Source organism: Streptomyces sp. NPDC031132, assembly GCF_055570595.1.
On record NZ_JBVIGX010000020.1, the window covers coordinates 26,172 to 51,463 of the forward strand.

Here is a 25,292-nt window from a genome sequence, read left to right on the forward strand (position 1 = left end):
CGTCGTACGTACGGTGGTTCGCCAGGTCCACGATGCCGGCTACTTGCTCTGCAGTGTGCCCAGCGGGCCGGAGGCGTTCTCCAGCGCGGCCACCGCCGTCTTCCAACCGGTGTCCTCGGGGTGGAGGGCACTGCGGAGGAAAGCCGTGGTCAGCTGCTGGATCAGGGCGACGCGGGCGGGGCTCTCGTCCGTCGTCTCGGCGACCTCGTATCCGGCGATGCCGCCCAGCGAGTGCTCTGCCCCGAAAAGCGTGAGCAGGGTCTTGTCGCCCGGGCTGTGGGTGTAGGGATCGGTGAACCAGTCCGGTCCGCGGGTGGACAGCATGGACTGGTCGGCGTCCCCGGCGACGATGAGGGCCGGCGGGGTCATGGTGTCGAAGGAGGGCTTCAGGAAGGGGAGGTTCTCGGCGGCGAACGGGGTCAGGTCGTCGCCCAGTCCCGTCAGGCCGAGCAGCACACCCGCCATGACCCGGGGGTCGGACATGTCCTCGCCGGGAACACCGTCGGAGTCGAGGACGCGCGCTCCCAGCAGCGCGCTCGCCGTCTGGGCTCCCCAGGAGTGGCCGGCGACAGCGATGCGGCTGCGGTCGATCCGTCCGAGGAGGCCTGGCGCGGCGGCTTCCAGTACGTCGAGTTCGTCCAGTACGCGGGTGAGGTCCTCGATGCGGATGCGCCAGATCCGCGGCGTACGCGGGTCCTCGTGCGGGATGCCGAGCGTACGGGAGTCGAGGTGGGTGGGCTGGATGACGACGAAGCCGTGGGCGGCCCAGTAGTCGGCGAGCGGCGCGTAGCCGTTCATCGACCAGCCGAAGCCGTGCGAGAAGACGATGACGGGCAGATCGCCGCCCGTCGCGGGGGCGGACACGCGGACTTGGAGGTCCTCGCCGCGGTCCGGGGCGGGCAGGACGACCGGCTTCGCGGACACCACCGTGGTGGGCGCATGCGCGGGCTTCTGCGCGCTGGTGGTGTTCGAGTCGGGCATGGGGATCCTTCCGTTCAGGGTTCTTCGCACTGTTGGTCCGGTGGACCGGCGGCGGGGCGTGAGGGAAGTGGACGGCGTGTCCGCCGGCCCTCCGGTCTGCCCTCCCGGCCGAACCGGAACCTTGCTCCGCCAACGATACGGAGCGTTGTTCCGCTTTGCAAGGTCGGGCAGGGCGCGCGAAAGGCGCAGCCGGGTCCGAGCGCAACGACACGTGGCGCCGGCCGGAGCGACCACCACGGTGCCCTTCCCGCCGAACCGGCGGCGCACGGCGGCATCCGTTGGCATCATGGTCGCGCCGGGGAGGTCCTGACGGGGTGGGGTGGCGGCGCTGTGGTCGGTACGGGGGAGCACGAACGGGAGCTGCTGCAGGGTGAACTCGCCGAGCAGGTCGCCCTGCTCGCGGACCGGGCCGGAGCGGACTCCGCGGCCTCGCTGATCCGCCGCACGGCCCGCCGGGCCCAGTCCCCGCGCGCCCGGATCTGCGTCATCGGCGGCAGCAACGTCGGCAAGTCCCGCCTCGTGAACGAGCTGATCGGCACGGCCTGCCTGCCGGTGTCCGTGCACCCGACGGACGGGCCGCCCGTCGTCGTACGCCCGTTCACCGCGGAGTCCGCGGAGTCCGCGGAGTCCGCCGAGCCCGCCGGGTTGGCCGGATCCGGGGCTCCCCGGCCTCCCGCGGCGGTCGCTCCCGAGGACCCCGGCCCGGCCGGACTGCGTACCGTACGCGTCGAGGTGCCCTCCGCGTCCTGGCCCGCCCGTGCCGGAGTGGAACTCGTCGACACGCCCGGCTGGGAGGGCTGGTCCGGAGTGCGGCAGCCCGACACCGCCGCCCTCGCCAGGATCGTCGGCGACTGCGACGTGGTGGTCGTCGTCACCGAGGCGCGCCGCGCGATGCTCGCCACCGAACAGGCCCGGATCAAGGCGCTCGCCGCCGCACCGCACAGCCCTCCGCTCGCCGTCGTCGTCACCAAGCTCGCCGAGGTCGAGGACGAGGCGGCCGACATCCTGCGACGCGTCAACCACCTCGTCGCAGTGCTGGCTCCCGAGGCCCTCGTGCTGTCCGGACCGGTCCCCGCGCCCGGCACGGCACAGGGGGCCGGGGACCCCGACGGCATCGCCCCGCTCCGTGCGGCCCTGGGCCAGCTGGCCGGCATCCGGCTGCGCCGCGCGCTGCGGACCATCCGCAGGCTGAACCTCCTCGCCGCCACCTGCGGCCTGGTCGAGGAGGCCGCCGCGCGGGCGCTCACGGACGTGCACCGTACCGACCCCGTCAGAACGCGGGCCGCACAGATCTGGCACACGGCCCACGAGAGCGCCCGCTTCCACTGGATCGTGCTCAGCGCCGATGCGGGGGAGTGGCGCGCCTCGCTCGTCCAGACGATCGCCGCCGAGGCGCGCCGGCGCCGGGCCGCCGCCGCGCGCGAACTCGCCGCGCGCTTCTCCCGGATGCTGGAGACGCCGGAGGAACAGCACTTCATCCGCCTCCATGCGATCCCGTACACCGCCGAGGCCCTGCAGCAGTTCGAGGCGTGGATCACCGGGACCGTCGACCGGGTGCTCGAAGAGGACACCCGCCGCCTGCGCGGCATCCTGCTCCGCAACAGGCCCGGCGAGGAACTGTTCCAGGGGCTGGCCGCCCCCAGTGCCGGGCGGGTCGTGCCGGCCGCGGCACTACCCGGTGTTGCCGACGCGGCGGCCGCCGCGGAGTCGCAGAACGCCACCGGCTGGGACGCCTCCTGGCTGCCGGAGTTCGTCGGCACCGCCATCGAGAGCGTCTTGACCCCCGTCTCCACCGAGGTCGTGGCGCAGATCGCGGGAGCGGCCGGTACGGCGCTCGTCACGGAGGCGCTCGAACACGGCCAGGCCGAGCGCCGTGAACGCGCCATCGACGACCTGGAACGGATCGTCGAAGCGGCGTTCACGGAGCAGGTGGCGCGGACCGAGGCACGCATCGGGCAGGTGTACGACCGCCTGCTGAACCAGGCGCGGGACCGCGACGAGCAGTGGTGGCGGCTGCACACGACGGCCGTCGCCGCGCAGCCGGAGTCCCTCGACCACTGGCGTTCACTGCAGAGCACGGCGCGGTCGTTGAGCCGCTCCGTGCACGCCCACCTCTCTCCCCTGGAAGGGACCTGATGGCGCACGAGAACCGGCAGTTAACGGGCGGCCAGGAATCACCGGCCGCGCAGTTCCGCGGCTGGAGCGACAACATCGGAACACTGCGGTCGTACTACCAGCGCCTGCAGCACGTGGCCGGCGAGGCCGCGGCGGTCATCGCCCCCTCCGGCGGAGCGGGCGCGGCACTCGACCTCGGCATCAACGGGGCGGTCTTCGAGCGCGAGACCTTCCGCATCATGGTGCTCGGCGAGTTCAGCAGCGGCAAGAGCACCCTGATCAACGCCCTGCTGGGAAAGCGGCTGCTGCCGACCAAGGCCAATCCGGCCACCGCCTTCACGACCGTCCTGCGCTGGGGCGAGACCGAGCGGGCCTGGCTGTACCGGGACGCGGACCGGCAGGGCGTCGAGACGGCCGTCACGACGGAGGAGTTCAAGCGGGAGGTCTCCCTCCAGATCGACGCGTACGGGGCGCCCCGCACCCCCTCGTTCGCGCTGGCCGTCGTAGAGCAGCCGCTGGAGCTCCTGCGCAGGTCCGTCGAGATCGTGGACTCGGCCGGGATCAACGAGAGTTCCGACCGCGAGCTGGTGACCCTCCGGTACCTGGAGGAGGTGGACGCCGTCGTGTTCGTCACCGATGCGGGACGGCCGTTCACGCTCCACGAGACCGAGAACTACCTCACCCGGGTCCGGAAGCTCGGGCACCGCGACATCTTCTTCGTGGTGAACCAGTTCGACCGGATCGAGGAGGAGGAACGGGCGGAGGTGATGAGCCGCTGCCGCAACGCGGTCGCCGAGCTCAGCGGGGAATCCGGTTCCACGGCCGCCGCCAACGTCTTCTTCATCAGCGCCCTGCAGGCCCTGCGGTCGCGGATCGACGGCGACGCGGAAGGCCTGAAGGCATCGGGGATCGGGCGGCTGGAGTCCGCCCTCGAGGTCTTCTGCATGCGCGACGCGGCCCGCGTGAAGTTCGTCCGTCTCGCCGAGTTCCTGCGCCACAACGCCGTCAACCTGCGGGTGCGGTTGCACGACGAGGGCGCGATCCTGATGAAGTCGACGGCGGAGCTGCGCGAGCTCCTCGACCGCAGCCAGTCCACCCAGGACCAGCTGCGCGCGAGCGCCGACGCGATCCGCGACATCGTCGGTGGCAAGATCCTCGACATCGAGAACGAACTCCAGCTGAAGTTCAGCGCGTTCCTGATCGACATCAGCCGCGAGATCGGCGACTGGCACGTCACGAGCGGCCCGGGACGCCTGAGCCGAGCCGTCCGGTCCTTCACCAAGGGAGGCCGTGTCGCAGCCCAGCACGAGCTGATGGACGCGTACACCGTCCGGCTCCAGGAACGCATGCAGGTCTTCTGCACCCAGGACCTCGACCAGCTCATCGAGCAGCGGCAGGCCGATCTGGTGCGCCAGCTCGAGCCGCTGATCAGAGCGCACGCCACCCTGCTCGACAAGCTCCGCGCGGAACTCACCGGCAACACGCAGTCCATCCGGGACCAGAACGACCTGCTCTACACGCTGGCCATCGCGGCGGGGAAGGGCCACGGGCGCGACGGGCGCCGCCACCACGACGACGTGCCGCTGCTGTTCCGTCCCAGCTCGCTCATGGCGATCGGCGCGGGCAGCGGCGCGGCGGTGGTCGGCGGTACGGCCGCTGCGGCAGCCGCCGGTCTGATCAGCCTGGCCCTTCCACCGGTCGGTGTGGCGGTGGCCATCGGCGCGGCCGTCGGACCGTTGCTGGCCTCGGGGGCGGTCATCTTCGCCAACGGCAAGCTGCAGTCGCGCGCGGCGGAGGAGTTCTCCGACCACGTGAAGGACTCGGCAGGCCTGACCGCCCGCCAGTACGCCGACAGCCGCGCCGCCGACCTGCGCGCCGTGTGGGGCGGGATCAGCGAAACGCTCCACATCCAGCTCCAGGACCTCATCGGCATCGTCCAGCGCAACATCGAGGAGTCCCGCCTGGACGAGCAGGCCAAGGCGGGCATGCGGGATCAGCTCTACGCGTACGAGCAGCGGATCACCGATGTGGAGCAGCACATCGCGACCTTCCTGCAGCCGTTCGTCTCCGAGGCGGAGCCCGATCAGGGATAGCCGGAGGCGCCGTCAGGGGGCTCCGGGCGGGTCTCCGGGTGCGGGGTCAGGATCGGTCCGTACGAACCGGTGGGCGTCGGGCGAGGCGTAGCGCGCGAACGCGGCCACGAGCCTGCGCGAGGCCTCCTCCACGGCCGAACGGACTGTGGATCATGTTTAGCAGTGCGCCTGGACGTCCAGTTCACGGGCATCGTCCTCGAGGCAGTACCCAGGAGCCAGGACCTCACGAACCCCTACCAGCCCGTACCGGCCGTTCGGGAAATGTCACCGTCGTGTCTCAGGAGCTGAACGGCCAGAACTCGGCCGGGAGTAGATCCGTGTCCCCAGTGTCCTCGCCCCGGAACCTGCCGGGGCGGCCGAGCCGACCGAACCACCAAGGGGATTCCGATGTTTCGTACGCGTGCCGGTGTCGCTTCCCGCCCGGGTGTCCTGGCCGTCCTGCTCATCGCCCTGGCCGTGCTCACCGTGACGACCGCCTGCTCCGGGCCGGTCGATACGCTCCGGCGGGCCGTTCCGGGCTTCACCAACCCCGTGGTCCCGGGCCTTTGGACTCCGCAGCGCATGGCCGAAGCCGCCGGATACGACACGCCCGTGGCCGACGGGCTGGGTGCCGACCTGGGGGAGACCGACCCCGAACCGGCTCCCGTGCGGGCCGCCGCCGGACGTACTCCGTACCGCGCGAGCGCCCCCGCGCAGGGGAAGGTCTTCTTCGACGGGCCCGACGGGCCGAGCGTCTGCTCCGGCACCGCCGTCGAGGACCCGGACCGGCCCGGCCGCTCCAGCCTGGTGTGGACGGCGGGCCACTGTGTCCACGGCGGCGCGGGCGGCACCTGGCACCGCAACATCGTCTTCGTCCCCTCGTACAACGACCGGGGCCTCGCCGGCGCGTCCCGCCGCGCGGCCGGGGCGGCCGACGTCGCTCCGCTGGGCACGTGGTGGGCCGACCGGGCCGGGACCTCCGAGGAGTGGCTCGCGGAGGGCGCCGCGACCGGTGGCGCCGGGGCGTCCGGTGACTTCGCGGTGTTGCGCGTGGCCCGGCAGGACACCCGCACATCCCTCCAGGAGGCGACCGGGGCGGCCGTACCGGTCTGGTTCGATGCGCCGCCCACGCGCGCGATCCCGGCGATGAAGGCCTGGGGCTACCCGGCCGCCGTCCCCTTCGACGGGCAGCGGATGTTCACCTGCCAGGACCGCCCCGGACGGCTGTCCCTGCGCCGCGACCGGCCGTCGCTGTACCGGATCGGGTGCACGATGACCGGCGGCGCCTCGGGCGGCGGCTGGTTCGCCCAGCGTCCCGACGGCACCCTCGCCCTCGTGAGCAACACTTCCATCGGCCCGGCCTCGTCCACCTGGCTGGCCGGGCCGCGACTGGGCGGCAAGGCCCGGGCGGTGTACGCCTCGGTGGCGAAAGCCGCCCCGGCGGCGTGAGAGGCCCGGCCGGCGTGGTCGGGGCCGGCTCCTTCGCCCCCTACCGCGCTCCCCTGAGCGTGCTGGTCGGCTGACTGCCGCGGGCAGCCGGGGCAGGCCGCGGGGGGTCCGGCGCGGGGTTCTGGAGAGCGGGCCGGGACCAAGGCGCGTCGACGCCGCCGGACTCCGGCCGTAGCCCGAGCTCGTGGAGCTGGTTGACCGCCATCATGGCGGTGAACATCGTGTTCGTGTTGGCGCCGCCGACCCCCAGGTCAGCGACGGTCTCCGCGTACCGGGCGGTGAACGCGCTCGGCCGGACCCGACTGCTCTCCCTGGTCAGACCGAGGGCCGCCTCCTGCAGGGCGGTGGCCTGCTCCAGCAGTCCGTCCAGGTACGGCACCACCTCAGCGCCACGGCGCACGGCGAAGGTGTGGCCGTCGGTGAGGAGTGCGGCTCCTCCCTCCTCGAAGAGGCGAGCGACGGCGCCGAGCGTGTTCTGGATCTTGAGCTGATCGGCGTCGGCCATGGCACCGCAGGGTCCGTTGCCCTCGTCGGACAGGTGCAGGAGGCCGCAGTCCCTCAGGTGCACGATCACGTGCCCGGCGCAATGGCCCTGGCTGCGCAGCACACGGACCGCGCCGTCGGCGAAGGTCCAGCCGGTGAATCGCAGCGAGCCGACCCGGATCCGCTCCAGCGGGCGCTCTTCGTAGGTCCGGGTCGTAGCGCCGAAGGGCCGCATCGGGTGGAAGAGTGAAACCACCTCGTCGGCGACCAGCGCGGGCGCGGGCAACGGTGCCGCTCCGGCGATGCGCTCGAAGGACCGCACCCAGTACGACGCCGGGTCCCGCATCTGGTCGAGGTCGAGAGCGGGGACGTAGTGCTCGACCGGCACACCCAGCTCGTCGGCCAGGTCGTTGTTGCCGACGTGGTCAGGGTGGCCGTGCGTGGTCAGCACCAGCGCCCGGGACCATGGCCCGACCCGGTCCATCGACTCGCGCAGAGCCGCGCGGAAGGCCGGCGTGACGCCGGTGTCGACGAGTACCAGGGTGTCGCCGGCCCGGTGGACGAGGGCGTTGGCGACGTCCGGCTGGCCGTGCTCGACATCCAGTGCCTGCCCGAGGACCAGCACGGTCCTTTCGTCGATCTCGATCCGGTCACCGAGCGCGGTCACGGTCATGGATCCTCCCGCGGTCCTCCGGGTTCTGGTCGACTCGCCCCCGGTGAGCCCTGCCGTCCACCTCGACGATGCCGGCCACGAGTCCCCTGTCGACGAGCGTACGCCGCACCAACCGACACCGCCCTGTTGCGCGGCGCCGGTCGCCCGCCCCGGGCTGCAGCCGGCCGGCCCGCATCAAGCCCGGCACGGGAACCACAGCCTGCGCGCGACGACCACAGCGCAAGTCATCCGGCAGCCCCGCCCGGTCCCTCGTCCGCCTTCCCGGCCGCGGCACGCCGCCGCTCGTCCTCCCGCGCCGTCCAGGCGGCGGAGTCGATCCGCGAGCGGTATCCCTCTTCCGGCTCCGACGCGTCCAGATGCACCGTCCACGCCCACAGGACGACCGCCGCCAGCAGGAAACAGCCCGCCACTCCGAGGACCGAGTCGACGCCATCGGACTGTGCTGCTGCGTCCGTCCCGAAGAAGGCGGGAGGACCGTCGACGATCATGCTCACCCACCATGCGAGGGCCGCGTTGAACGCGAGGAGGGCCAGCCAGTACAGGGCCCGCATCGTGTTCGCCAGGCCGCCGTGCAGCGTACGCAGCAGGAGCAGACGGCGCAGCCTCCCCGGCCCTCCCCGGTGGCGGCGCGCCGCCTCCTCGAAGCTGCGCACCGACGCGTAGCAGGCGTCGAGCCAGAGCCCCGGCTCCGGGTCCGGGGCCTCGGTCGGCGCCAGCTTCTTGGCCTCGATCCAGCTGGTGATGAACTGGACCTCCATCTGCGCCTTCTCCAGCCTCCTGCGGTAGTGGTGGTCGGCGCTCCGTGTCTGGCGGCGGTCCCTGAGGACGAGGCTGATCCCGCCCACCAACCCGGTGATCACGGGCACGAAGAACGGCGCGAAAGACACCAGGGAATCCGCACCAGGCACCGGCAACGCCTCCTCGTCCGACCCGGCCTCGGCCGGGGGCCTCCCCTCCAGCCTTGCATCCCCGGTGCCGGCCCCCACGCTCCGCACCGCCGTTCGGGTGGACCGCCCGCGGCCCCCTGCCGCCGCGGGTACGGTTGCGCCACTGCCCTACGAGCGGATCCGGCCCCACCGAACCGGGCAGCGCCGCGGCCCCGGGACGGCGGTCAGGAGACGAGTGGGGCAGCCTCCTCTTCGGTCAGCTTGATCGTGCACAGGCCGCCGCGCTCGGTCTTCACGTCCGTCACCTTGAGCTGGGTGCCCGGCGCGAGGATGTATTCCTCTTCACCGGTGAACGCGGAGAAGCTCCGGATCCCCACAGCGCGGGCGGGCGTCACCTCGAACAGCGTCCGCTTGCCACGGCTGCCCAGGAAGGACCGGGCCACGCTCAGCTCGGAGGTGCACGAGGAGACGCCCCACCAGGTCACCGTCCCCCCGACCGGATACTGCGCCCGCAGGTCCAGCGACACACCGCGCCAGAGCGGTCGGGTGTGGGCGGGCAGCCCCGACACCGCCGAGAACAGCAGCCGCAGGTACGGGAGGTAGGGCACGACCTTGCTCCGGTCCGGGGAGCGGAGGACGGCGTTGATCTCGCGGTAGAAGGCGGACTCGCAGGTGTAGAGGTAGAGCGCGGCGATGGCGCCGGCGGACATGCTGCCCGCCGTCTCGTCCGCCCGCCGCTTGCCGAACTCGTGGGACCGGTCGATCTGCCGGCCGAGCCCGGACAGCACCTCGGCGACCGGAGCGACGGCATCCTGAAAGTCCATCAGCGGGGTGTCGAACACACCGGTGATCGCCGGGAGGACGAGCCCCTCGTCCTTTACGCCGGTGAGCCGATCCAGGTACAGCTGGTGCAATTCCATGGTCGACGCGATGAAGGCCCCCATGCGTGCCGCGACGTCCCCGTCCGCCCCGCCGACCCCCTGCGCACCCTCGTTCCACCCCTTGCTGGGCAGCCAGTCGATCTCCTCCGCGCCCAGCGACGCGAGGGCCGCGTTCACCGTGGCGAAGTGGTCGCCCTCGCAGAAGACGTCGCCCTGGGCCGCCGGGTTGGGGTGATCGATGTGTCGGACCTCGACGTCCGGGTACTTCTTCTGGAGTCGCAGGACGACCTTCTTCAGGCTGCGGGCATGGGCCCCCCACCAGGCGAACACGACACCGCGGTCCTCCTCGTCGGCGTCCTGTTTGGCCTTGAGGATCTCCTCGACGATCCGTTCGGCGACGGGCCGCCAGAAGGCGGTGTGCTGGTCGGCCCCCATCGCTCCGTCGCCACTGGCCGTGAGCGAGGCGTTCAGCAGCAGCACGCCCTGCGTGAGCATCGCCTGGAACCACTCCGGCGGCTGGACCGTGTCCCGTTCCTTCAACAGGGCACGGACGTCGGCTATGGGCGTCTTCTTGGCGATGCCGTACTTCCACATCGCGGCCGCTTTGATGATGCAGCGGATGCTGACGACCCTGCCGAACTGGCTGTCCTTCCAGTCGTTGAAGGTGTTGTCGAACATGGCTATCCCGGTGGCGCTCTCCGGCCGGGGGTACGGGTTTTGGCCGAAGACGACGACCTTCCACTTGTGCAGTGGGTTCGGCTTGAGCGCCTGGAAGGTCAGCTCACGGACCGGGACGACCTCCGGGCTGCGGCCCTGGCCGATGAACCGGGCGGCATCCGGCTGCGCTTCGATGACCGGCTTCAGCAACGGAAGCCAGGCTTCACCGCCACCCTTGAAGAGTTCGGTGAGGCCCAGCGGGTCGTTGGCATCGGGCTGGGCCGGTGTGGTGGTGGCGTCGGTCATGGGGGAAGGGCTCCCGGTTGTCGTACCTGAGGGATGGAGGTGGCCGGCAGGCTGTCCGGCGGTGTGCACGGGCTCAGCGGCGAAAGGAATGCCCTTTCGGCGGCACGATGCGCACCCGCTCCGTGACCGGCGCGTTCTCGATGCCGTCGAGCTGTGCGGTGATCGTGGTGCGCAGCTGGTCGTCGTCCTCGAACCAGTGGTCGTGGAAGAGCGTGAAGCCGGTCCACATCAGATTGGCGCACACCCGGGCCGGCACCCGGCCGGTCTGTGCGCCCATGCCGACCAGCGCCACCGAGCGAATGCTGCCCGGCACCTGCCGGTTCTGCCGGTGGACGGCCTGGAACGCGGCGGCGCACGCCAGGGCCACGTTCAGCGTGTCCTTCACGTTCTGCGAGGACTGCACCATGGTCGGAGTCGATATCAGGTACCGCGGGACGGTCGAACCGGAGGGAACGCAGACGGCACTGCCCACCGGGAGGGTCCCGGCGAACCGGTCGCGGATCGCCCGCTGCACACGCAGTTGTATGCCGGCTCCGAGGTGCCGCTTGATGACGGCGTCGACCCCGCCGTCCATCCGGCCCCGGGAGTTGGTCGGGGTGACCCACGCGTCGACGTCCTCGTCGAGGATCGAACCCCTGCGGATCTCGATCCCGGGGGTGTCCGCGAACGCCGCTCGCCACGCCTCCACCACACGCTCGTTGACGTCGGTCAGCACCACCCTGAGCGCGGGCTCCACACGGTTCTCGGTCATCGTCCACTCCTGTCGGGAAACGGCTCTTCCAGCACCCCCGACGCTATCGGCCACCACTGACAACGCCCCTACATCAAGGGGACGATGACGCCCCATCACGGCGCTGTCCCCGGCGCCGCTCCGGCGTGGTGGTCGCGGGTAACCGCGCCACCCGCCTCCCGCTGGCGAGAACGGCCACAGCGCGTGGGGGACGCGGACCGGGCCGCGAGGAGTGGAGTTGCGAGCTCAATACGAGCGCGTGGGAGTGAGGAACAGCAACGGCGTGCCGGCAAGGAGCACCGAGACGCCGATGATCGATCCCCATCCGGCATAGAACAGGCTGGACCAGAGCACCCACAGGCAACTGAGGGCAAGGATCGCCGGCGTCACCGGATAGAGCGGCACGCGATAGTGGGACTCGCCGCCGGATTCGCGGCGGCGGAAGACGTAGATCGAGAGGGAGACCAGCAGCATGAAGAACCAGAACACCGGCGAGGTATAGGCGACCATCGCCTGGAACCCGACACGCGTGGCGGCTCCGAAGACGACGAGTGCGGCCGACACCACGCCCTGCAGCACCAGCGCGTTGCCAGGAGTCGAGCCTTGCTCCTTCCACGTGCCGATCGAGCGGAATGCGGCCACGTCCCGGCCGAGGGCGTAGTACGAGCGCGACCCGGTGATGATCAAGCCGTTGAGCGTCGTCAGCGTGGAGAGCACCACGACGACGCTCGTGATCGTCGCACCGGTGTCACCGGCGACGACGCGCATCATGGCGGCGCCGACGGCGTTGCTGTCACGGATGCCGTCGAGCCCCAACACATGCAGATAGGCGAAATTGATCGCGAGGGACACCCCGATGACGATCAGAACGCCGACGACCAAGGCCCGGGCCATGGTGCGCCTGGCATCCTCGAGCTCACCTGAGAGGTATGCGGCTTCGTTCCAGCCGCCGTAGGTCAGGAGGATGAACATCATCGCGAGACCGATGCTGCCCAAGGACGAGTCGTACGGGGTTCCCTCACGAGGTGTCGGCACCGTCGCGACGAACGCGGCAATGACGAGGCCGAGCATGGAGAGCACGGTGATGACCTCGACAACCTTCTGGGTCAGCTTCCCCGGCGTGGTTCCCACGTAGTTGACGAGGGTGAAAAGGGTGATCGCAACAAGGGCGTAGATGCCCGGGCCGAACGCGCCGAGCGGCCACACCACATTCGCATAGTCGCCCATCACGAAGGCTGCGGCGGCGATGGCGCCTGGCTGGATCACCGTGCACCGCGCCCAGGCGAAGAGGAGCGCCACTCTCGGCCCGTAGGCTTCCCGCAAAAACGCGTATTCGCCACCCGAGTCGGGGCGCGCACTGCCCAGCTCGGCATAGCAAACCGAGCCGACCACCGTGATCAGTCCGCCGAGCAGCCAAAGCAACACGAACACCGTCTCGTCGCTCGAGTATTTCGCGACCAGCGACGGCGTCTTGAAGATGCCGATGCCGAGGACGATGCCGACCACCATGATCGCGACATCGGTGGGCGTCATGCTCGGTCGCGGGGCGGCGTTGACAGTTTCAGGCATCAGACACCTCGGGATGTCGGAAACGAGAGCCGACAGTCGTGCCGCCACCCGACGGCTACGGAGGGGGCCCTGCGGAGTGAGTCAATCGCTTTCCCTTCGCACATCGCATGGGGCGCGCCGGAACCCAAGGGGGCCGGCTGGGGGTATTCCGTTCGCTCGTACGGCCCTCGTCCGTGGGCGCCGACGGCCACGGAATGAATACGGCATTAGCGTCTGCCGACGAAAGACACCAGCGCCGGGGTGGTCTCGGACGTCCCTGACCGGGCTACGGTCGCCGATTTCATCCGGAGCATGGTGACGCGTTTCGGTGTACTGCGCTACAGGAGGTCGTGGGTGTCGGGTATCGCAGTATCACGGGTGTCGGAGCAGCGGCACGCGGGACGCAGACACGGGGCCGGGCGTGTACGTTGGACGCCGGCGCGGGTCTGGACGGCGAGCCTGGCCGTGCCGCTGGTCAACGACGACCCCAACAGGATCACCGCCACCGCGAACGTCGGCAACGGACCCTCCGGAGTGGCGGTCACCCCGGACGGCCCGCGCGCCTACGCCGTCAACGCTCCATCGCACAGCGGCCACGGAAAGCCCCGCCCAGCCGGGCTGCTCGACGGGTGAATGCCGGCCGCGTCGGAGCGTTCGCACCACATGGCGGCATGCGCGAACTCACCTTCAGGGCTTCGAGGAGGCTCACGGCCGGGGGTTTCCTCTGGGCATCATTGATCCAGATCTTCGTGGTGAACAATCTGATCGTCCTTCCCCATGCCTCGAGTCGGAACCTGGAAGAGCACATCATCTCGGCGCTCGGAGTTACGCGATGCGGTCTCATCGGGGGGTTCCGCTTCTGCTCTCCCTGGCACGAAGCCGCCGACATCGCCTGGATCGTCGGAGGGTCGTGCCTCACCTTGGGCGCGGTGCTCAACATGGTGATCTTTCCGTCAGGCCGTCTCAGGAACCTCGCGTTCGGCGTGTTGGCCGTCAGCGGACTGGGACTCGTGTCCACCGGCTTCAATCCCTACAACCTCCGTCCGGCCGTGCATCTCCTGTCCGCCGGAACGTGCTTCTTCTGCGGGGCCGTGGGCGTACTGCTCCTGGGAAGCATGCTCCGGCTCGCGCATCGGCCGTACTGGGGGGCCGCCGGCATCGCCTGCGGGGTGACGTCCATGGTCTCGGCAACGCTCACGGCGCTGAGACCGGACCCCGGGGTTCAAGGGCTGTTCGAGCGGATCGCCGCCTGGCCCAGCGTGGTGTGGATCATCTTCACCGGGGGGTTCATCCTGTTCTTCGCGCGGCGGGCAGCCCACAGCGGCGGCCGATGAGCGGTATGCCCGCGGCCGGCATCCGGGACAGTCAGGGGCGCGTGCGCCCCGGCACGGTCTCCTCCGCGTCCTCCGCGTCCTCCGCGTCCTCCGCCTCCGTGATCTCGCCCGTCACCCGCGTCCCCGGGTGCAGCAGTGTGCAGAGGCACGCCACGCCCAGTGCGACGGACATGCCGTAGAACACCCACTGGTTGGCCTCGGCGAAGTCCATGTGGACGGCCTGGAAGGCGCTCCGCATCAGCGTGGAGGTCGGCCCGCCGTCGGTGGGACTGCGGTCGTCCGGGTGACCGGTGACCGCTTCCGCGATGTTGCGGGCCGCCCCCTGGACGTCCCTCTCCGGCAGGCCCTTCGCGGTGAGCGTCTGCGCGACCCGGCTGGTCGTGACATGGGTGAGGACCGTGCCGAACACCGCCATGCCGAGGGCCCCCGCGTAGTTGCGTACGGTCTGGGTGACACCGGTGACCTCGCCGTACGAGGCGTCGATCGCCCGGTTCACGGCGTCGGTGGAGGCCGGGGAGAGCACGAGGCCCATGCCGGCTCCGGCGAGGCAGGCGTAGGGCCACTGGTCGTGGGCCGACAGGTCCGTCAGTTTCGCCGCCCACAGGGCGAATCCCGCACAGGCGAGCGCCGTGCCGAGCTTCATCGTGGGCCGGGCGCCGTGCTTGTCGAGGATCCTGCCGCCCCACTGGGCCGAAAGGCCGAAACCGGCGAAGAAGTACAGCACGTAGAGCGCTGCCTGGTGGGGCGACGAGCTGAGCGAGACCTGCGCGTACACCGAGGCGAAGTACAAGACGGGGATGAACGCCAGCATCGAGAAGAAGAGCACCAGAGTGTCGGCCGCGAACGCGCGGTCGCGGAAGATGCGCAGCTTGATGAGCGGCTCGTCGGTATGCATCTCGTACCAACAGAAGATCGTGAGGACGAGGAGCCCGCCGAGGATGCACGCCCAGGTGGCGGGGCTGGTCCAGCCCCAGACGGATGACTGCTGGATGCCGAGGACGCTGAGCCCCATACCGGTGGCGACGAGCACGGCGCCCGGCACGTCGAGTCGTTCACGCCGCCGGGCGTCGGGGATGCGGGCGAGGGCGATCAGGACGAGTGCGACGACGGCCACGGGGACGTTGATCCAGAAGATGGCCCGCCAGGTCCAGGACGTCAGCCAGCCGCCGAGCAGCGGTCCGAGAGCGGTGAGCGAGCCGGCGAGGACGAAGAACAGGGCCAGCGCCCGGCCCCGTTTGTCGACGGGGACGACGGAAACGACGACGGCGAGGGCGGCGGGGAACACCAGCGCCGCGCCCAGCCCCTGGGTGGCACGGAAGATGATGAGCCAGCTCTCGGCGAAGTCTCCGGTCGGCACCGAGCCGCAGAGCACGGATGAGACGACGAACACGACCGTGCCCACCACCACGATCCGGCGGTGCCCGAAGACGTCCGCGAGACGCCCGCCGAGCGCGAAGCACGCGGCGAGCGCGAGCAGATACGCGTTGACCACCCGCTGCATTCCGGAGGACGTGAGGCCGAGTTCCTCGATGATGCTGGGGGCGGCGATGCTGACGATCGTCTGGTCCACGAAGATCATCGCGACGGCGAAGACCATGGCCGCGAGGGCGAGCTTCTGGTTCGTGGCGACGTCTTGCCGGCCGGACAGCCACGGCGTGGTCCCGTCTTGCCCACCGTTTCCGCCCGGAGCACCATGGGAGGAGCCCCCGGCGGCGCTCGCTCGGTCCTTCACACCCTTCATCCTCCCCGCCGGAGAGCAGGTCCGCACGCCGGTGGGGGCGCGAGAGGCTCGTACGCAGCGGGGTATGGTGCCGGGCGGCGACGGCCCCGGGGCGTGTCCCGGCGGGAGCCGGGTGAGCAGGATCCGTGATCGACGGCCCGGGCTGTGCGCCGCCTCCGTTTCGCCGACACAGACAAGGTGACCATGTTCGATCCGGTGCAGGAGAATCCGTACCCCGACACCCACACCCTCGGCGAAGGCCCCGAGCCGCACCCTCTGTTGCAGCCGGTGCTGGGGCTTGTGGGGCGCTGGCACGGCCGGGGCCAGGGCCAGTACCCCACGCTGGAACGGGATTTCCGCTACGAGCAGGAGGTCGTCTTCAGCCACGACGGGCGCCCCTTCCTGCGCTACGAAGCACGGGCCTGGCTCGTCGACGAGTCAGGGGCTCCCGTCCGGCCTGCCGGACGGGAGGCCGGCTGGTGGCGGGTGACGCCGGACGCGGACCTGGAGGTCGTCCTCGCCCACGCCACCGGGATCGTGGAGACGTATGTCGGCACGGTGGCCGGTACGGAGATCGAGATCGGAACGAAGGACGTGGCGCTGACCCCGTTGGCCAAGGAGGTCACCGGGACGCGGCGCCGCTACAGCCTCGACGGCGACCTGCTGACGGTGGTGCACGACATGGCGGCCGTGGGGCAGCCGCTCCAGCACCACCTGACCACGCGGCTGCGGCGCCGCTCTTCCTGACGGCCCGGGAGACGGGCGGAAACCGGCCCCGCGCCGACCGGGCAGCGCCGGGACGGACGCGGGACGGGCCGGGCCGGGGCCGGAGGGTCAGGCGGAGGAGCCGCTGTCGACGACCAGGTCGTGGCCGACCACGGAACCCGCCGCGGAGGAGGCGAGGTAGAGGACCGCGGCCGCGACTTCCTCGGCTTCGGCGACGCGGCCGAGCGGGTTCTCGTCCTTGACCCGCTCTGCGCGGTCGGCCTCCGTCTCGCCCGGCCGCAGGGACATGGGCGCGGCGGAGATTCCCGGGCTGACCGCGTTGATGCGTACGCCGTCGCGGACGTGGTCCAGGGCGGCCGCCCGGGTCAGCGCGGAGACGGCGGCCTTGGAGGTGATGTACGCGGCGGCGTTCGGGATGCGGGAGTGGGCGCCCAGGTTCGAGGAGATGTTGACGATGGCGCCGCCGCCGTTCTCCCGCATGTGCGCGATCTCGTGCTTCATGGCCAGATAGACGCCGGTGACGTTGGTCCGCAGGACCGCGTCCCAGTCCTCCTCGGCGATGTCGCCGGCCGGCACGGTGCCGCGGAATATCCCCGCGTTGTTGACGGCGATGTCGAGCGTGCCGAACAGTGCGACGGTCTCCCGTACGAGTGCGGCCAGTTGGGCGGACTGGGTGACATCGGCGGTGACCGCCTCGGCCGTGCCGCCGACCGCCCGGACGAGGCGCACGGTCTCGTCGAGGGAGGATGCGGTCCGGCCCGCTGCGACCACACGGGCGCCTTCGGCGGCGAAGGCGAGGGCGACGGCCCGGCCGAGGCCGGATCCGGCGCCGGTGACGAGGACGGACGAGTTGGTGAAGCGGTTCATCTGCAGTGGCTCCTTGTAGGGGTGTCAGTGGGAGAGGGGCGTGGGGACTGCTGTGGGGGATGCTGCCCTCACGCCCGGGCGTGACGGCGGTGTCCGCGGTGTCCGCGGTCTCCGAGGTGGATGAGGGCCACGGCGGCGAACGCGGCGGCCGTCGCGGCGAGCGAGGCGGAGTCGTCGCCGAGGGTGAGCAGGAGGGCGAACAGGACGGTCGGGCCGAACTCCATCGCGGTGTTCAGTACGCCGCCGGCCAGGCCGGCGTCCCGCGCGGGCACTCCCTCGGTGGCCAGTACGGCTGCCCCGGCGAAGGAGGCGGCGCCGCCCGCCGCGAGCAGGACGAGGCCGGGCAGCAGGCCGAGCGCGTACGGGGTGCCGGCGTCGAGGCCGGTGAGGGAGAGCAGTCCGAGCCCGGCCGCGCCGGTGGCCAGTCCCCCGGCGGTGACGGCGCGGGCGCCGTGACGGGCCGTCAGGGGCCTGACCGCGCGGCCGCAGCCGATCAGGGTGACGGCGAAGGGGACGAAGGCGGCGGAGGTGCGCAGCGGTGACCAGTCACGGGCCTGCTGGAAGTGGAGGGAGAGCAGGACGAAGGTGCTCGCGGTCCCGCAGGCGGTGAGCGCGACGGCAGTGAGGGCCGCCGCCCGGCGCCGGTCGAGGAGGAAGCGGGGCGGCAGGAGCGGGTCGCGGGCGCGGCGCTCGGCGCAGGGGAACGCGGCGAGCAGGGCGGCTCCGGTGGACAGCGGCGCGAGGACCGCGGCCGAGGTCCAGGGGTGGGCGTCGGTGGCGACGAGGCCGTAACCGACCAGGCTGATCCCGGCGGTGGCGAGCAGGGCTCCGGGCAGGTCCAGGCTCCTGCCGCGGCTCGGCACGGTGCCCGGCAGCAGCCGAGGCGCGAGGAACAGGGCGGCCAGGGCCACCACCAGGGGTACGGCGAGGGCCCAACGCCAGGACAGCAGGGCGGAGACGACACCGGAGAGCAGGTTGCCGGCGGTCGCGCCGAGGACCGAGAGCCCGCCCCAGGTGGCCATGGCCCGGCCGTAGGCGTGGGGGGAGGGGAACAGGGCGCGTAGGACCGCCATGGCGGCGGGGGCGACGAGCGCGGCGCCGGCGCCCTGCGCGAAGCGGGCGGCCAGCAGGGCCGGGCCGTCGGGGGCGAAGGGGGCCACGAGGGAGGCCGCGGCGAACAGCGCGAGGCCCGCGGTGAGGGCGCACCGCCCGCCGTACCGGTCGGCGACGCGCCCGCCCAGGAGCAGCAGCCCGGCGAAGGTCAGGCCGTAGGCGGCGCTCAGCAGGATCAGGTCGGCGCGCTGGAGGTCGAAGTCGCGGGCGATGCGGGGGAGTGGGACGGTGGTTGCGGCGAGGGTGTAGATGAGCGTGATCTGGATGCTGCCGAGCAGCGCGAAGGCGGCGCGGCCGCCTGCGGCTCCCGTGGAAGCGGGCGCGGCGGCGGGTGCCATGGGCGTGGCGGCGGGTGTGCCGGTCGTGATGGTTCCGGTGGAGGTCGTACTCCTCCCCATGTCCTTCCCCCCCTTGATATGAGAACGATCGGTCTATTATTCGGGCATGCGGAAGGGAGCCGAGCGGCTCCTCCGCGAGCGCTCGCGGTCAGTTCGGATCGGTTCGGATCAGTTCGGTCGGGTTCAGTCCAGCAGGGACAGCGCCTGCTCGGCCGCGTCCCGTACGCGGGCGGAGTCCGCCGAGGCCTTCCCGACGACCCGTACCCCCTGTAGCAGGACCAGCAGCATCCGCGCCAGCGCGCGCGGATCGCGCTCCGGCGGCAGTTCACCCTGCGCCTGGGCCCGTACGAGTGCCGAGTGCAGCAGCGTCTCCAGTCGGTCCCAGCTCGACTCGACCCGGCGGGCCGCCACGGAGTCGTGAGCGCCCAGTTCGGCGGCGGTGTTGGTGACGAAGCAGCCGTTCAGCCGGTCTTGCGGCGAGGCGGCCTCGGCGGCGAAGCGGCGTACCACCGCCCGTACCGCCGGCAGAGCCGGTCCCGGCCCGGACAGGTCGGCGAAGAGCCGTGGGTCGACGGACTGTGCGTACCGGTCCAGCGCCTTGAGGTAGAGCTCGTGCTTGCTGCCGAACGTCGCGTAGATGCTCGCCCGGCCGATGCCGAGGTGCTCGACGAGGTCCGCCACCGACGTCGCTTCGTAGCCGCGTCGCCAGAACAGCTCGAGGGCCGACTGGAGCGCGGCGTCCGGATCGAATTCCTTGGTCCTGGCCACGAACAAGATCATAGGGTTATCTGGAACGACTGGTCAAGATTTCGAGTGCGAGACACCTGGCGCAGCTGTGCGCGGCTGCGGTCAGGGCTTCGTGACGGCAGCTGCGCGGTAGGTGTCCGGACCGCGCCTGCTGAGCCTGGACCCCGTGACCGACGAGATCGCCCGGGCCGCCGGCCGGGACGTCACCCTACCGTCCCGTCTCCCCGGCCGACTTCGCGGCCCGCGCCGAACGGAAGGGCCTGCCGGACGGGTTCATCGCGTTGCTGAACATGCTCTGCGGCTGGGTCGGCGAGGGGCGTTTCGCCCGACTCGCCGACGGCGTTCAGCGGGCTCTCGGCCGCGAACCCCGCGACTTCACCGACTACGTCCGGGCCGCCGCCGCGATTGGGGTGTGGCACGGCTGACCGGGTCCGTCAGCCCCGGGAGGGGGCGCTCATCCCTTCTCCGCCCGGGGCTGGTCGGGACAGCTGACCGCAGGAGCGTCGTGGGTGAGCGCGCAGATCATCTGCTCGCCGCGCCTGTTGTCGGGGTAGGTCGCGACGAGCTCTGCCGTGAAGTCCTTCCACTGGCGGGCGATGTCCTGGGTGGCAAGCTCGGTGGCTCGCTGGAAGTTGCCGTTGCTCGAACGTCGGGCGGCTTCGGTGTCCTTGTTCATAGCGCGGTTGTGCTCGATGCGTCCGGCGCAGTCGGTGGGCTTGATGCCGGTCGACTCGAAATCCGGGTAGCAGCCGGTGGCCAGGTCCTCGGGGATCAGGCCGGCGGCTTCCTCGGTCCAGTCGGCATCGTTCATGGAGCTGTAGCGGCGGACGTCGAGGAACGGCGCGGTGTCGGTGCGGTTCAGTCCGGGGGGATTGGCCGTGCCGATCGGACCGGCGTCGGCCTTGTCGGACCAATTGCTGTGCGAGTAGAAGTCCTCGATCGGGTGCCAGCCGCGGCCGAGCTGTTCCAGGACCTTGCACTTGGCTCGTCCCGCCCTCTCGTTCCACGTGCAGGGAGAGCTCAGGTCGCTCTGGCGGGCGATGACCCTGCCCTGGGAGTCGACCAGCCCGTCGGCGTAGCGGACGGCAGCCCGCAGGCGGGCGACGGAGCCACGGATACAGGCGAGCAGTTCGGTGTTCGCCTCGTCGCGGGTCCGGGGGTACGCGGACGCGAATCGCGGGGCGAGGTAGTCCGCGTTGTCACAGTGCAGGGTCCCGAGCTTGAAGTAGTCGCCTTGGTCGTCGGCCACGATCGCCCCGTCGCGCGCGTCGGCCATCGCCGTCAACGACCGGGCCTCCCACTTCAAGGCGGCGCGAGTGATCTTCTCGTGATTGGCGCCGGAGAACGCCTGCGCCGGACCGGGCGGCGGCAGCAGGATCAGACATGCCCCACAGACGACCGGGACGAGCGCAGTGGCGGGCATTCGGCGGACGGATACGGAGGCGCGCACCACGAGACCTCCAAAAACCTCGCAATATTGAATAAATCGTACCAATGGGGGTTGCGGGCTGCCGTCGGCAGCATCAGTGGTGCGGCGGACCACGGAGGCTCGTATGCTCGAAGTGATCGAGACTGAGACTTGAAGACCCTCGGGCCCTTGGCGGCCCTGACAGCCGTCGGGCCGGTCAGGGGCAGGTCGTAGACCGCGTGCTCGGCAGAATTCGTGACTTCCTGCAGGCGCTCACCCGGGAAGGGGATCAATCATGTGCCGGTGGCTCGCGTATTCGGGAACCCCGCTCGTCCTTGAAACGATCCTGTACCAGCCCGCACACTCCCTGATCGATCAGGGTCTCCATTCCCGTCTCGGCGTCGAGACGACCAATGGCGACGGATTCGGCATCGGCTGGTACGCGGAGAACTCGAGCAACCCCGTCCCCGCGGTGGTACGCGACGTCGGGCCGGTGTGGAGCAACCGCAACCTGCGTGAGATCGCCCAGCACGTCAGATCCGGACTGCTCTTTGCACACATACGCGCCTCGACGGGCACGCCGGTGCAGCAGACGAACTGTCACCCCTTCCGCCATGGCCGCTGGATGTGGATGCACAACGGCTCCATCGCCCAATTCCACACGCTGCGCAGGGAACTCTGCATGGCCGTGGACCCCGACCTGTATGCCGACCTCGAGGGGTCCACGGACTCCGAGGTGATGTTCTTCCTCGCGCTGACCTTCGGCCTGGACGCCGACCCCCCGGGCGCCGTGGCCCGGATGGCGGGCCTGGTGGAGCGCGTCGGCCACGCACACGGCATCGCTGCGCCCCTGCAGATGACGGTCGCCGTGACCGACGGCACGGCGGTCTGGGCCTTCCGCTACGCCAGCGAGGGCATCGCCCGGTCGCTCTTCTACAGCACCAAGGTCGAATCGCTGCGCGCGCTGCACCCCGACATGCCCCTCCTGCGCGGCTTGTCGGACGAGACCCGCCTCATCGTGTCCGAGCCGCTGGGCGACCTCCCGGGGGCATGGAACGAAGTACCCGAACACAGCTACGGAGTGGTGCGGGCGGGAGCGGACGACCTCCGCCCGTTCGCCCCCGAGCCCATGTGAGGCGCCGCCCGCCATGGCGATCGCCCCGTCAGATCGATCCCTTCAGACGGACACGTGTGTGCGTGACGCGTGATGCCGAGGCACCGAGGTGCCGCGCTCGTCGATGTGGACGTGGAAGACGATCGCCCGATCTGTCCGGTTGCGTCGGCGCCGGGGGCCCGGTCCGGGACTTCTGGAGGGCCGATGTGACCGTTCCCGACAAACAGTGATCGTCGCTCTCTGGTGACGGGGCGCTCCTGCGTGTAGCGTCATCGGCAGCTGTCGTGGTTCGCAGTCCCTGCCCGCGCCCTGGCGTGGGCGTTTTGCTGTGCAGTGCCGGACCAGGGCGATCACCTCCGGGGCCGCGCGGTGCGGACCCGACATCGACTGAGAGGGCAAGACCATGGCAAGCGGAACCGTGAAGTGGTTCAACTCCGAAAAGGGCTTCGGTTTCATCGCGCAGGACGGCGGCGGTCCCGACGTCTTCGCTCACTACTCCAACATCAACTCCAGCGGCTACCGTGAGCTCCAGGAAGGCCAGGCCGTGACCTTCGACATCACGCAGGGCCAGAAGGGCCCGCAGGCGGAGAACATCACCGCCGCCTGATCCGCGTAGCCCGCTTCCACCCGCCCCCGGAGCACGAGCTCCGGGGGCGGGCCGGTTTCAGGGGTGGGGGCGCGGATCGTGCAGGCCGGTCATGTGTCCCATCGGCGCCCCGAGCGCCGCACGACCGCCGGTGTCCGTGTCCCGGCCGTCGACCGTGACGGCGGCCGGCGAGGCGCGCCACCCGTCGAGACGCCTTACCCCTCGGTGACCGGGAATGGCCGAACTCCTGCGGAATCCGACTGCCGTTCGCCTGGTGTATTCGCCGCCGTCACGCCAGGCTCCCTCTCCGGTACCCCGTGCACGATGTCCTGGGGGCGCTCAAGCACTTCTCGACCGAAGCAGAGGTCCCTCTCGCCATGGCAGAACTGAACCGCCGCCGCTTCCTCCAGCTCACCGGCGGCGCCGCCGCCCTGACCATGCTCAACGAGAGCATCGCGCGCGCCGCCTCCATCCCCGCGCAGGGGACGACCGGCACCCTCGCCGACGTCGAGCACATCGTGGTCCTGATGCAGGAGAATCGTTCCTTCGACCACTACTTCGGTGCGCTGCGCGGCGTCCGCGGCTTCGGCGACCCGCGCCCGGTGACCCTGCCCAGCGGCAAGTCCGTATGGCACCAGACCGACAAGGCGGGCAAGGAGACGCTGCCGTTCCGGCCGCCGTCCGACGACCTCGGCATGGAGTACCTGCAGGGCCTCAACCACGACTGGGCGGGCGGCCAGAGCGCCTTCAACAAGGGCAAGTACGACAACTGGGTGCCCGCCAAGACGCCGGCCACCATGGCCCACCTGACGCGCGAGGACATCCCGTTCCACTACGCCCTCGCCGACGCGTTCACCCTCTGCGACGCCTACCACTGCTCGTTCATCGGCTCGACCGACCCCAACCGCTACTACCTCTGGTCGGGCCACACCGGCAACGACGGCAAGGGCGGCGGCCCGGTGCTCAACAACGCCGAGGCCGGCTACGGCTGGACCACCTACCCCGAGCGCCTCGAGGCGGCCGGCGTCTCCTGGAAGGTCTACCAGGACATCGGCAACGGCCTCGACGCCGCCGGTTCCTGGGGCTGGATCAACGACGCCTTCCGCGGAAACTACGGCGACAACTCGCTGCTCTACTTCAACAACTACCGGGGCGCCCAGCCCGGCAACCCGCTGTACGACAAGGCCCGCACCGGCACCGACGCCAGGACCGGCGAGGGCTACTTCGACAAGCTGCGCGCCGACGTCGCCGCCGGCACCCTGCCCCAGGTCTCCTGGATCGCCGCCCCCGAGGCGTTCAGCGAGCACTCGAACTGGCCGGCCAACTTCGGCGCCTGGTACATCGCGCAGGTGCTGGACGCGCTCACCTCCAACCCCGACGTGTGGGCCCGTACCGCTCTGTTCATCACCTACGACGAGAACGACGGGTTCTTCGACCACGTCGTCCCGCCGTACGCCCCCGCGGACGCCAATCAGGGCCTGTCGACCGTGCCGACCGCGCTCGACGTCTTCCCCGGCAAGGCCGGCTACGTCGCCGGCCCGTACGGTCTGGGCCCGCGCGTGCCGATGCTCGTGGTCTCGCCGTGGAGCACCGGCGGCTACTCCTGCTCCGAGACCTTCGACCACACCTCCGTCATCCGTTTCATGGAGAAGCGGTTCGGTGTGCAGGAGCCCAACATCTCGCCCTGGCGCCGCGCCGTCTGCGGTGACCTGACCTCCGCCTTCGACTTCGCCCGTACGGACACCGGCACGGTCCGGCTGCCCGACACCGGCCGCTGGGAGCCGCAGGACCGCGAGCGCCACCCCGACTTCCGGGCCACCCCGCCGGCCGTGGCGACCATGCCGCGCCAGGAGAAGGGCCTGTGCCCCACGCGTCCGCTGAAGTACGCCCCGTACGTGGACGGAACCGCACTCACCGACGAGGGCACGTTCCGGCTGACGTTCAGCGGCGGCCCGGACCTCGGTGCGCAGTTCTACGTCACCTCGGGCAACCGGACCGACGCCCCCTGGACCTACACCACCGAGGCCGGCAAGTCGATCGCGGACGCCTGGAACACCCGCTACTCGGCCGGTGTCACCGACCTGACCGTCCACGGCCCCAACGGCTTCCTGCGCGGCTTCCGCAATCCGGGCGCCACCCCCGGCCCCGAGGTCACCGCCCGCCACAACGCCTCCACGGGGAACCTGGACCTCACCCTCACCAACGCCGGAGCGTCGACCGCGACGCTCACGGTCACCAACGCGTACGGCGGCGGGCCGAAGCGCCTCACGGTCGCCAAGGGCGCGACCATCACGTACAGCGTGCCCCTGAAGAACACGCGACGCTGGTACGACGTCACGGTCACCGCATCCGAAGCCCCGGACTTCCGCCGCCGCTTCGCCGGCAAGGTCGAAACCGGCGCGGCCGGCCTCTCGGACCCGGCGATCCTGACGGACCAGTCCTCCTGACCCGATCCCCGCTCCGCGGAAACCTCCGCGGAGCGGGCCGCTCGAGGCCTGCCCGCCGAGCGCTGCCCTGCCGCCTGGTCCCGCGGCACCGGCGAGGCTCAGGTAGGTGC

Annotated in this window: 21 protein-coding genes; 10 read left to right on the forward strand and 11 right to left on the reverse strand. The window is 70.9% G+C overall.

Translation table 11 applies throughout. The annotated features are described in order from the left end of the window. Positions 1-39: 39 nt before the first annotated feature. The gene (locus ACZ49B_RS25885) at positions 40-981 is read right to left on the reverse strand and encodes an alpha/beta hydrolase family protein (protein WP_468310242.1); all 942 of its coding nucleotides are present in this window, start codon (positions 979-981) and stop codon (positions 40-42) included. 330 nt (positions 982-1,311) lie between these two features. Here ACZ49B_RS25885 and ACZ49B_RS25890 point away from each other — a divergent pair, with 330 nt between their 5' ends. The 3 genes from ACZ49B_RS25890 (at position 1,312) to ACZ49B_RS25900 (ending at position 6,617) form a co-directional block, all read left to right on the forward strand. Next, positions 1,312-3,117: a dynamin family protein gene (locus ACZ49B_RS25890; protein ID WP_468310244.1), complete on the forward strand. Its 1,806-nt coding sequence runs from the start codon at positions 1,312-1,314 to the stop codon at positions 3,115-3,117. Then, entirely contained in the window at positions 3,117-5,189 is a 2,073-nt protein-coding gene (locus ACZ49B_RS25895) for a dynamin family protein (RefSeq protein ID WP_468310247.1), read from the forward strand. Before ACZ49B_RS25890 ends, ACZ49B_RS25895 begins: the two co-directional genes overlap by 1 nt. 387 nt (positions 5,190-5,576) lie before the next feature. Continuing rightward, entirely contained in the window at positions 5,577-6,617 is a 1,041-nt protein-coding gene (locus ACZ49B_RS25900) for a trypsin-like serine peptidase (protein WP_468310248.1), read from the forward strand. Positions 6,618-6,657: 40 nt separating this feature from the next. Here the strand turns inward: ACZ49B_RS25900 and ACZ49B_RS25905 are convergent, their stop codons facing one another. The 5 genes from ACZ49B_RS25905 to ACZ49B_RS25925 all read right to left on the reverse strand — a co-directional run bounded on the left by ACZ49B_RS25905 (position 6,658) and on the right by ACZ49B_RS25925 (position 12,803). Further along, positions 6,658-7,773 carry an MBL fold metallo-hydrolase gene (locus ACZ49B_RS25905; RefSeq protein ID WP_468310250.1) on the reverse strand — a complete coding sequence of 372 codons (1,116 nt, stop codon included), beginning with the start codon at positions 7,771-7,773 and terminating at the stop codon, positions 6,658-6,660. 224 nt (positions 7,774-7,997) lie between these two features. Beyond that, positions 7,998-8,660: a hypothetical protein gene (locus tag ACZ49B_RS25910; protein WP_468310252.1), complete on the reverse strand. Its 663-nt coding sequence runs from the start codon at positions 8,658-8,660 to the stop codon at positions 7,998-8,000. Between the two features lie 224 nt (positions 8,661-8,884). Further along, positions 8,885-10,504, reverse strand: coding sequence for an ADP-ribosyltransferase domain-containing protein (locus ACZ49B_RS25915; RefSeq protein ID WP_468310254.1), 1,620 nt, complete (start codon positions 10,502-10,504; stop codon positions 8,885-8,887). 73 nt (positions 10,505-10,577) lie between these two features. Continuing rightward, positions 10,578-11,255, reverse strand: a complete 678-nt coding sequence (locus ACZ49B_RS25920; protein ID WP_468310257.1) for a macro domain-containing protein — start codon at positions 11,253-11,255, stop codon at positions 10,578-10,580. Positions 11,256-11,480: 225 nt separating this feature from the next. Continuing rightward, entirely contained in the window at positions 11,481-12,803 is a 1,323-nt protein-coding gene (locus ACZ49B_RS25925; RefSeq protein WP_468310259.1) for an APC family permease, read from the reverse strand. A 333-nt stretch (positions 12,804-13,136) separates the two neighbouring features. On the opposite strand from ACZ49B_RS25925, the gene ACZ49B_RS25930 reads away from it, so the two are divergent. After that, positions 13,137-13,415 (forward strand): hypothetical protein, encoded by a 279-nt coding sequence (locus tag ACZ49B_RS25930; RefSeq protein ID WP_468310262.1) that lies wholly within the window; start codon positions 13,137-13,139, stop codon positions 13,413-13,415. Positions 13,416-13,453: 38 nt separating this feature from the next. Beyond that, positions 13,454-14,116 carry a hypothetical protein gene (locus tag ACZ49B_RS25935; RefSeq protein WP_468310263.1) on the forward strand — a complete coding sequence of 221 codons (663 nt, stop codon included), beginning with the start codon at positions 13,454-13,456 and terminating at the stop codon, positions 14,114-14,116. 31 nt (positions 14,117-14,147) lie between these two features. On the opposite strand, the gene ACZ49B_RS25940 is transcribed toward ACZ49B_RS25935, so the two are convergent. Beyond that, entirely contained in the window at positions 14,148-15,713 is a 1,566-nt protein-coding gene (locus tag ACZ49B_RS25940) for an MFS transporter (protein WP_468310465.1), read from the reverse strand. Positions 15,714-16,040: 327 nt separating this feature from the next. Here ACZ49B_RS25940 and ACZ49B_RS25945 point away from each other — a divergent pair, with 327 nt between their 5' ends. Continuing rightward, entirely contained in the window at positions 16,041-16,583 is a 543-nt protein-coding gene (locus tag ACZ49B_RS25945; protein WP_468310468.1) for a heme-binding beta-barrel domain-containing protein, read from the forward strand. An 87-nt stretch (positions 16,584-16,670) separates the two neighbouring features. Here ACZ49B_RS25945 and ACZ49B_RS25950 read toward each other — a convergent pair whose 3' ends face one another. The 3 genes from ACZ49B_RS25950 to ACZ49B_RS25960 all read right to left on the reverse strand — a co-directional run bounded on the left by ACZ49B_RS25950 (position 16,671) and on the right by ACZ49B_RS25960 (position 19,648). Next, positions 16,671-17,429 carry an SDR family NAD(P)-dependent oxidoreductase gene (locus ACZ49B_RS25950; RefSeq protein ID WP_468310266.1) on the reverse strand — a complete coding sequence of 253 codons (759 nt, stop codon included), beginning with the start codon at positions 17,427-17,429 and terminating at the stop codon, positions 16,671-16,673. A gap of 68 nt (positions 17,430-17,497) precedes the next feature. Beyond that, positions 17,498-18,880, reverse strand: a complete 1,383-nt coding sequence (locus ACZ49B_RS25955; protein WP_468310471.1) for an MFS transporter — start codon at positions 18,878-18,880, stop codon at positions 17,498-17,500. 183 nt (positions 18,881-19,063) lie between these two features. After that, a complete protein-coding gene (locus ACZ49B_RS25960) occupies positions 19,064-19,648 on the reverse strand; it encodes a TetR/AcrR family transcriptional regulator (RefSeq protein ID WP_468310268.1) in 585 nt (194 codons plus the stop codon). Between the two features lie 260 nt (positions 19,649-19,908). Between ACZ49B_RS25960 and ACZ49B_RS25965 the strand changes: the two genes are divergently transcribed. Further along, on the forward strand, positions 19,909-20,052 hold the full coding sequence (locus tag ACZ49B_RS25965) for a hypothetical protein (RefSeq protein ID WP_468310271.1): 144 nt from the start codon (positions 19,909-19,911) through the stop codon (positions 20,050-20,052). A 29-nt stretch (positions 20,053-20,081) separates the two neighbouring features. On the opposite strand, the gene ACZ49B_RS25970 is transcribed toward ACZ49B_RS25965, so the two are convergent. Beyond that, a complete protein-coding gene (locus ACZ49B_RS25970; protein ID WP_468310274.1) occupies positions 20,082-21,050 on the reverse strand; it encodes a hypothetical protein in 969 nt (322 codons plus the stop codon). A gap of 280 nt (positions 21,051-21,330) precedes the next feature. Here ACZ49B_RS25970 and ACZ49B_RS25975 point away from each other — a divergent pair, with 280 nt between their 5' ends. The 3 genes from ACZ49B_RS25975 to ACZ49B_RS25985 all read left to right on the forward strand — a co-directional run bounded on the left by ACZ49B_RS25975 (position 21,331) and on the right by ACZ49B_RS25985 (position 25,182). Beyond that, positions 21,331-22,170 carry a class II glutamine amidotransferase gene (locus ACZ49B_RS25975; RefSeq protein ID WP_468310276.1) on the forward strand — a complete coding sequence of 280 codons (840 nt, stop codon included), beginning with the start codon at positions 21,331-21,333 and terminating at the stop codon, positions 22,168-22,170. A gap of 382 nt (positions 22,171-22,552) precedes the next feature. Continuing rightward, on the forward strand, positions 22,553-22,756 hold the full coding sequence (locus tag ACZ49B_RS25980) for a cold-shock protein (RefSeq protein WP_030299749.1): 204 nt from the start codon (positions 22,553-22,555) through the stop codon (positions 22,754-22,756). Between the two features lie 356 nt (positions 22,757-23,112). Beyond that, entirely contained in the window at positions 23,113-25,182 is a 2,070-nt protein-coding gene (locus ACZ49B_RS25985) for a phosphocholine-specific phospholipase C (RefSeq protein ID WP_468310279.1), read from the forward strand. Positions 25,183-25,292: the final 110 nt, after the last annotated feature.

Excerpts from the sequence above, each read along its gene's own strand:
- ACZ49B_RS25925 (WP_468310259.1), bottom strand. The coding sequence starts at position 12,803 with ATGCCTGAAACTGTCAACGCCGCCCCGCGACCGAGCATGACGCCCACC.
- ACZ49B_RS25935 (WP_468310263.1), top strand. The coding sequence starts at position 13,454 with ATGCGCGAACTCACCTTCAGGGCTTCGAGGAGGCTCACGGCCGGGGGT.
- ACZ49B_RS25915 (WP_468310254.1), bottom strand. The coding sequence starts at position 10,504 with ATGACCGACGCCACCACCACACCGGCCCAGCCCGATGCCAACGACCCG.
- ACZ49B_RS25975 (WP_468310276.1), top strand. The coding sequence starts at position 21,331 with ATGTGCCGGTGGCTCGCGTATTCGGGAACCCCGCTCGTCCTTGAAACG.
- ACZ49B_RS25895 (WP_468310247.1), top strand. The coding sequence starts at position 3,117 with ATGGCGCACGAGAACCGGCAGTTAACGGGCGGCCAGGAATCACCGGCC.
- ACZ49B_RS25940 (WP_468310465.1), bottom strand. The coding sequence starts at position 15,713 with ATGGTCTTCGCCGTCGCGATGATCTTCGTGGACCAGACGATCGTCAGC.
- ACZ49B_RS25950 (WP_468310266.1), bottom strand. The coding sequence starts at position 17,429 with ATGAACCGCTTCACCAACTCGTCCGTCCTCGTCACCGGCGCCGGATCC.
- ACZ49B_RS25920 (WP_468310257.1), bottom strand. The coding sequence starts at position 11,255 with ATGACCGAGAACCGTGTGGAGCCCGCGCTCAGGGTGGTGCTGACCGAC.
- ACZ49B_RS25945 (WP_468310468.1), top strand. The coding sequence starts at position 16,041 with ATGTTCGATCCGGTGCAGGAGAATCCGTACCCCGACACCCACACCCTC.
- ACZ49B_RS25985 (WP_468310279.1), top strand. The coding sequence starts at position 23,113 with ATGGCAGAACTGAACCGCCGCCGCTTCCTCCAGCTCACCGGCGGCGCC.
- ACZ49B_RS25970 (WP_468310274.1), bottom strand. The coding sequence starts at position 21,050 with ATGCCCGCCACTGCGCTCGTCCCGGTCGTCTGTGGGGCATGTCTGATC.
- ACZ49B_RS25900 (WP_468310248.1), top strand. The coding sequence starts at position 5,577 with ATGTTTCGTACGCGTGCCGGTGTCGCTTCCCGCCCGGGTGTCCTGGCC.
- ACZ49B_RS25905 (WP_468310250.1), bottom strand. The coding sequence starts at position 7,773 with ATGACCGTGACCGCGCTCGGTGACCGGATCGAGATCGACGAAAGGACC.
- ACZ49B_RS25980 (WP_030299749.1), top strand. The coding sequence starts at position 22,553 with ATGGCAAGCGGAACCGTGAAGTGGTTCAACTCCGAAAAGGGCTTCGGT.
- ACZ49B_RS25955 (WP_468310471.1), bottom strand. The coding sequence starts at position 18,880 with ATGGCACCCGCCGCCGCGCCCGCTTCCACGGGAGCCGCAGGCGGCCGC.
- ACZ49B_RS25885 (WP_468310242.1), bottom strand. The coding sequence starts at position 981 with ATGCCCGACTCGAACACCACCAGCGCGCAGAAGCCCGCGCATGCGCCC.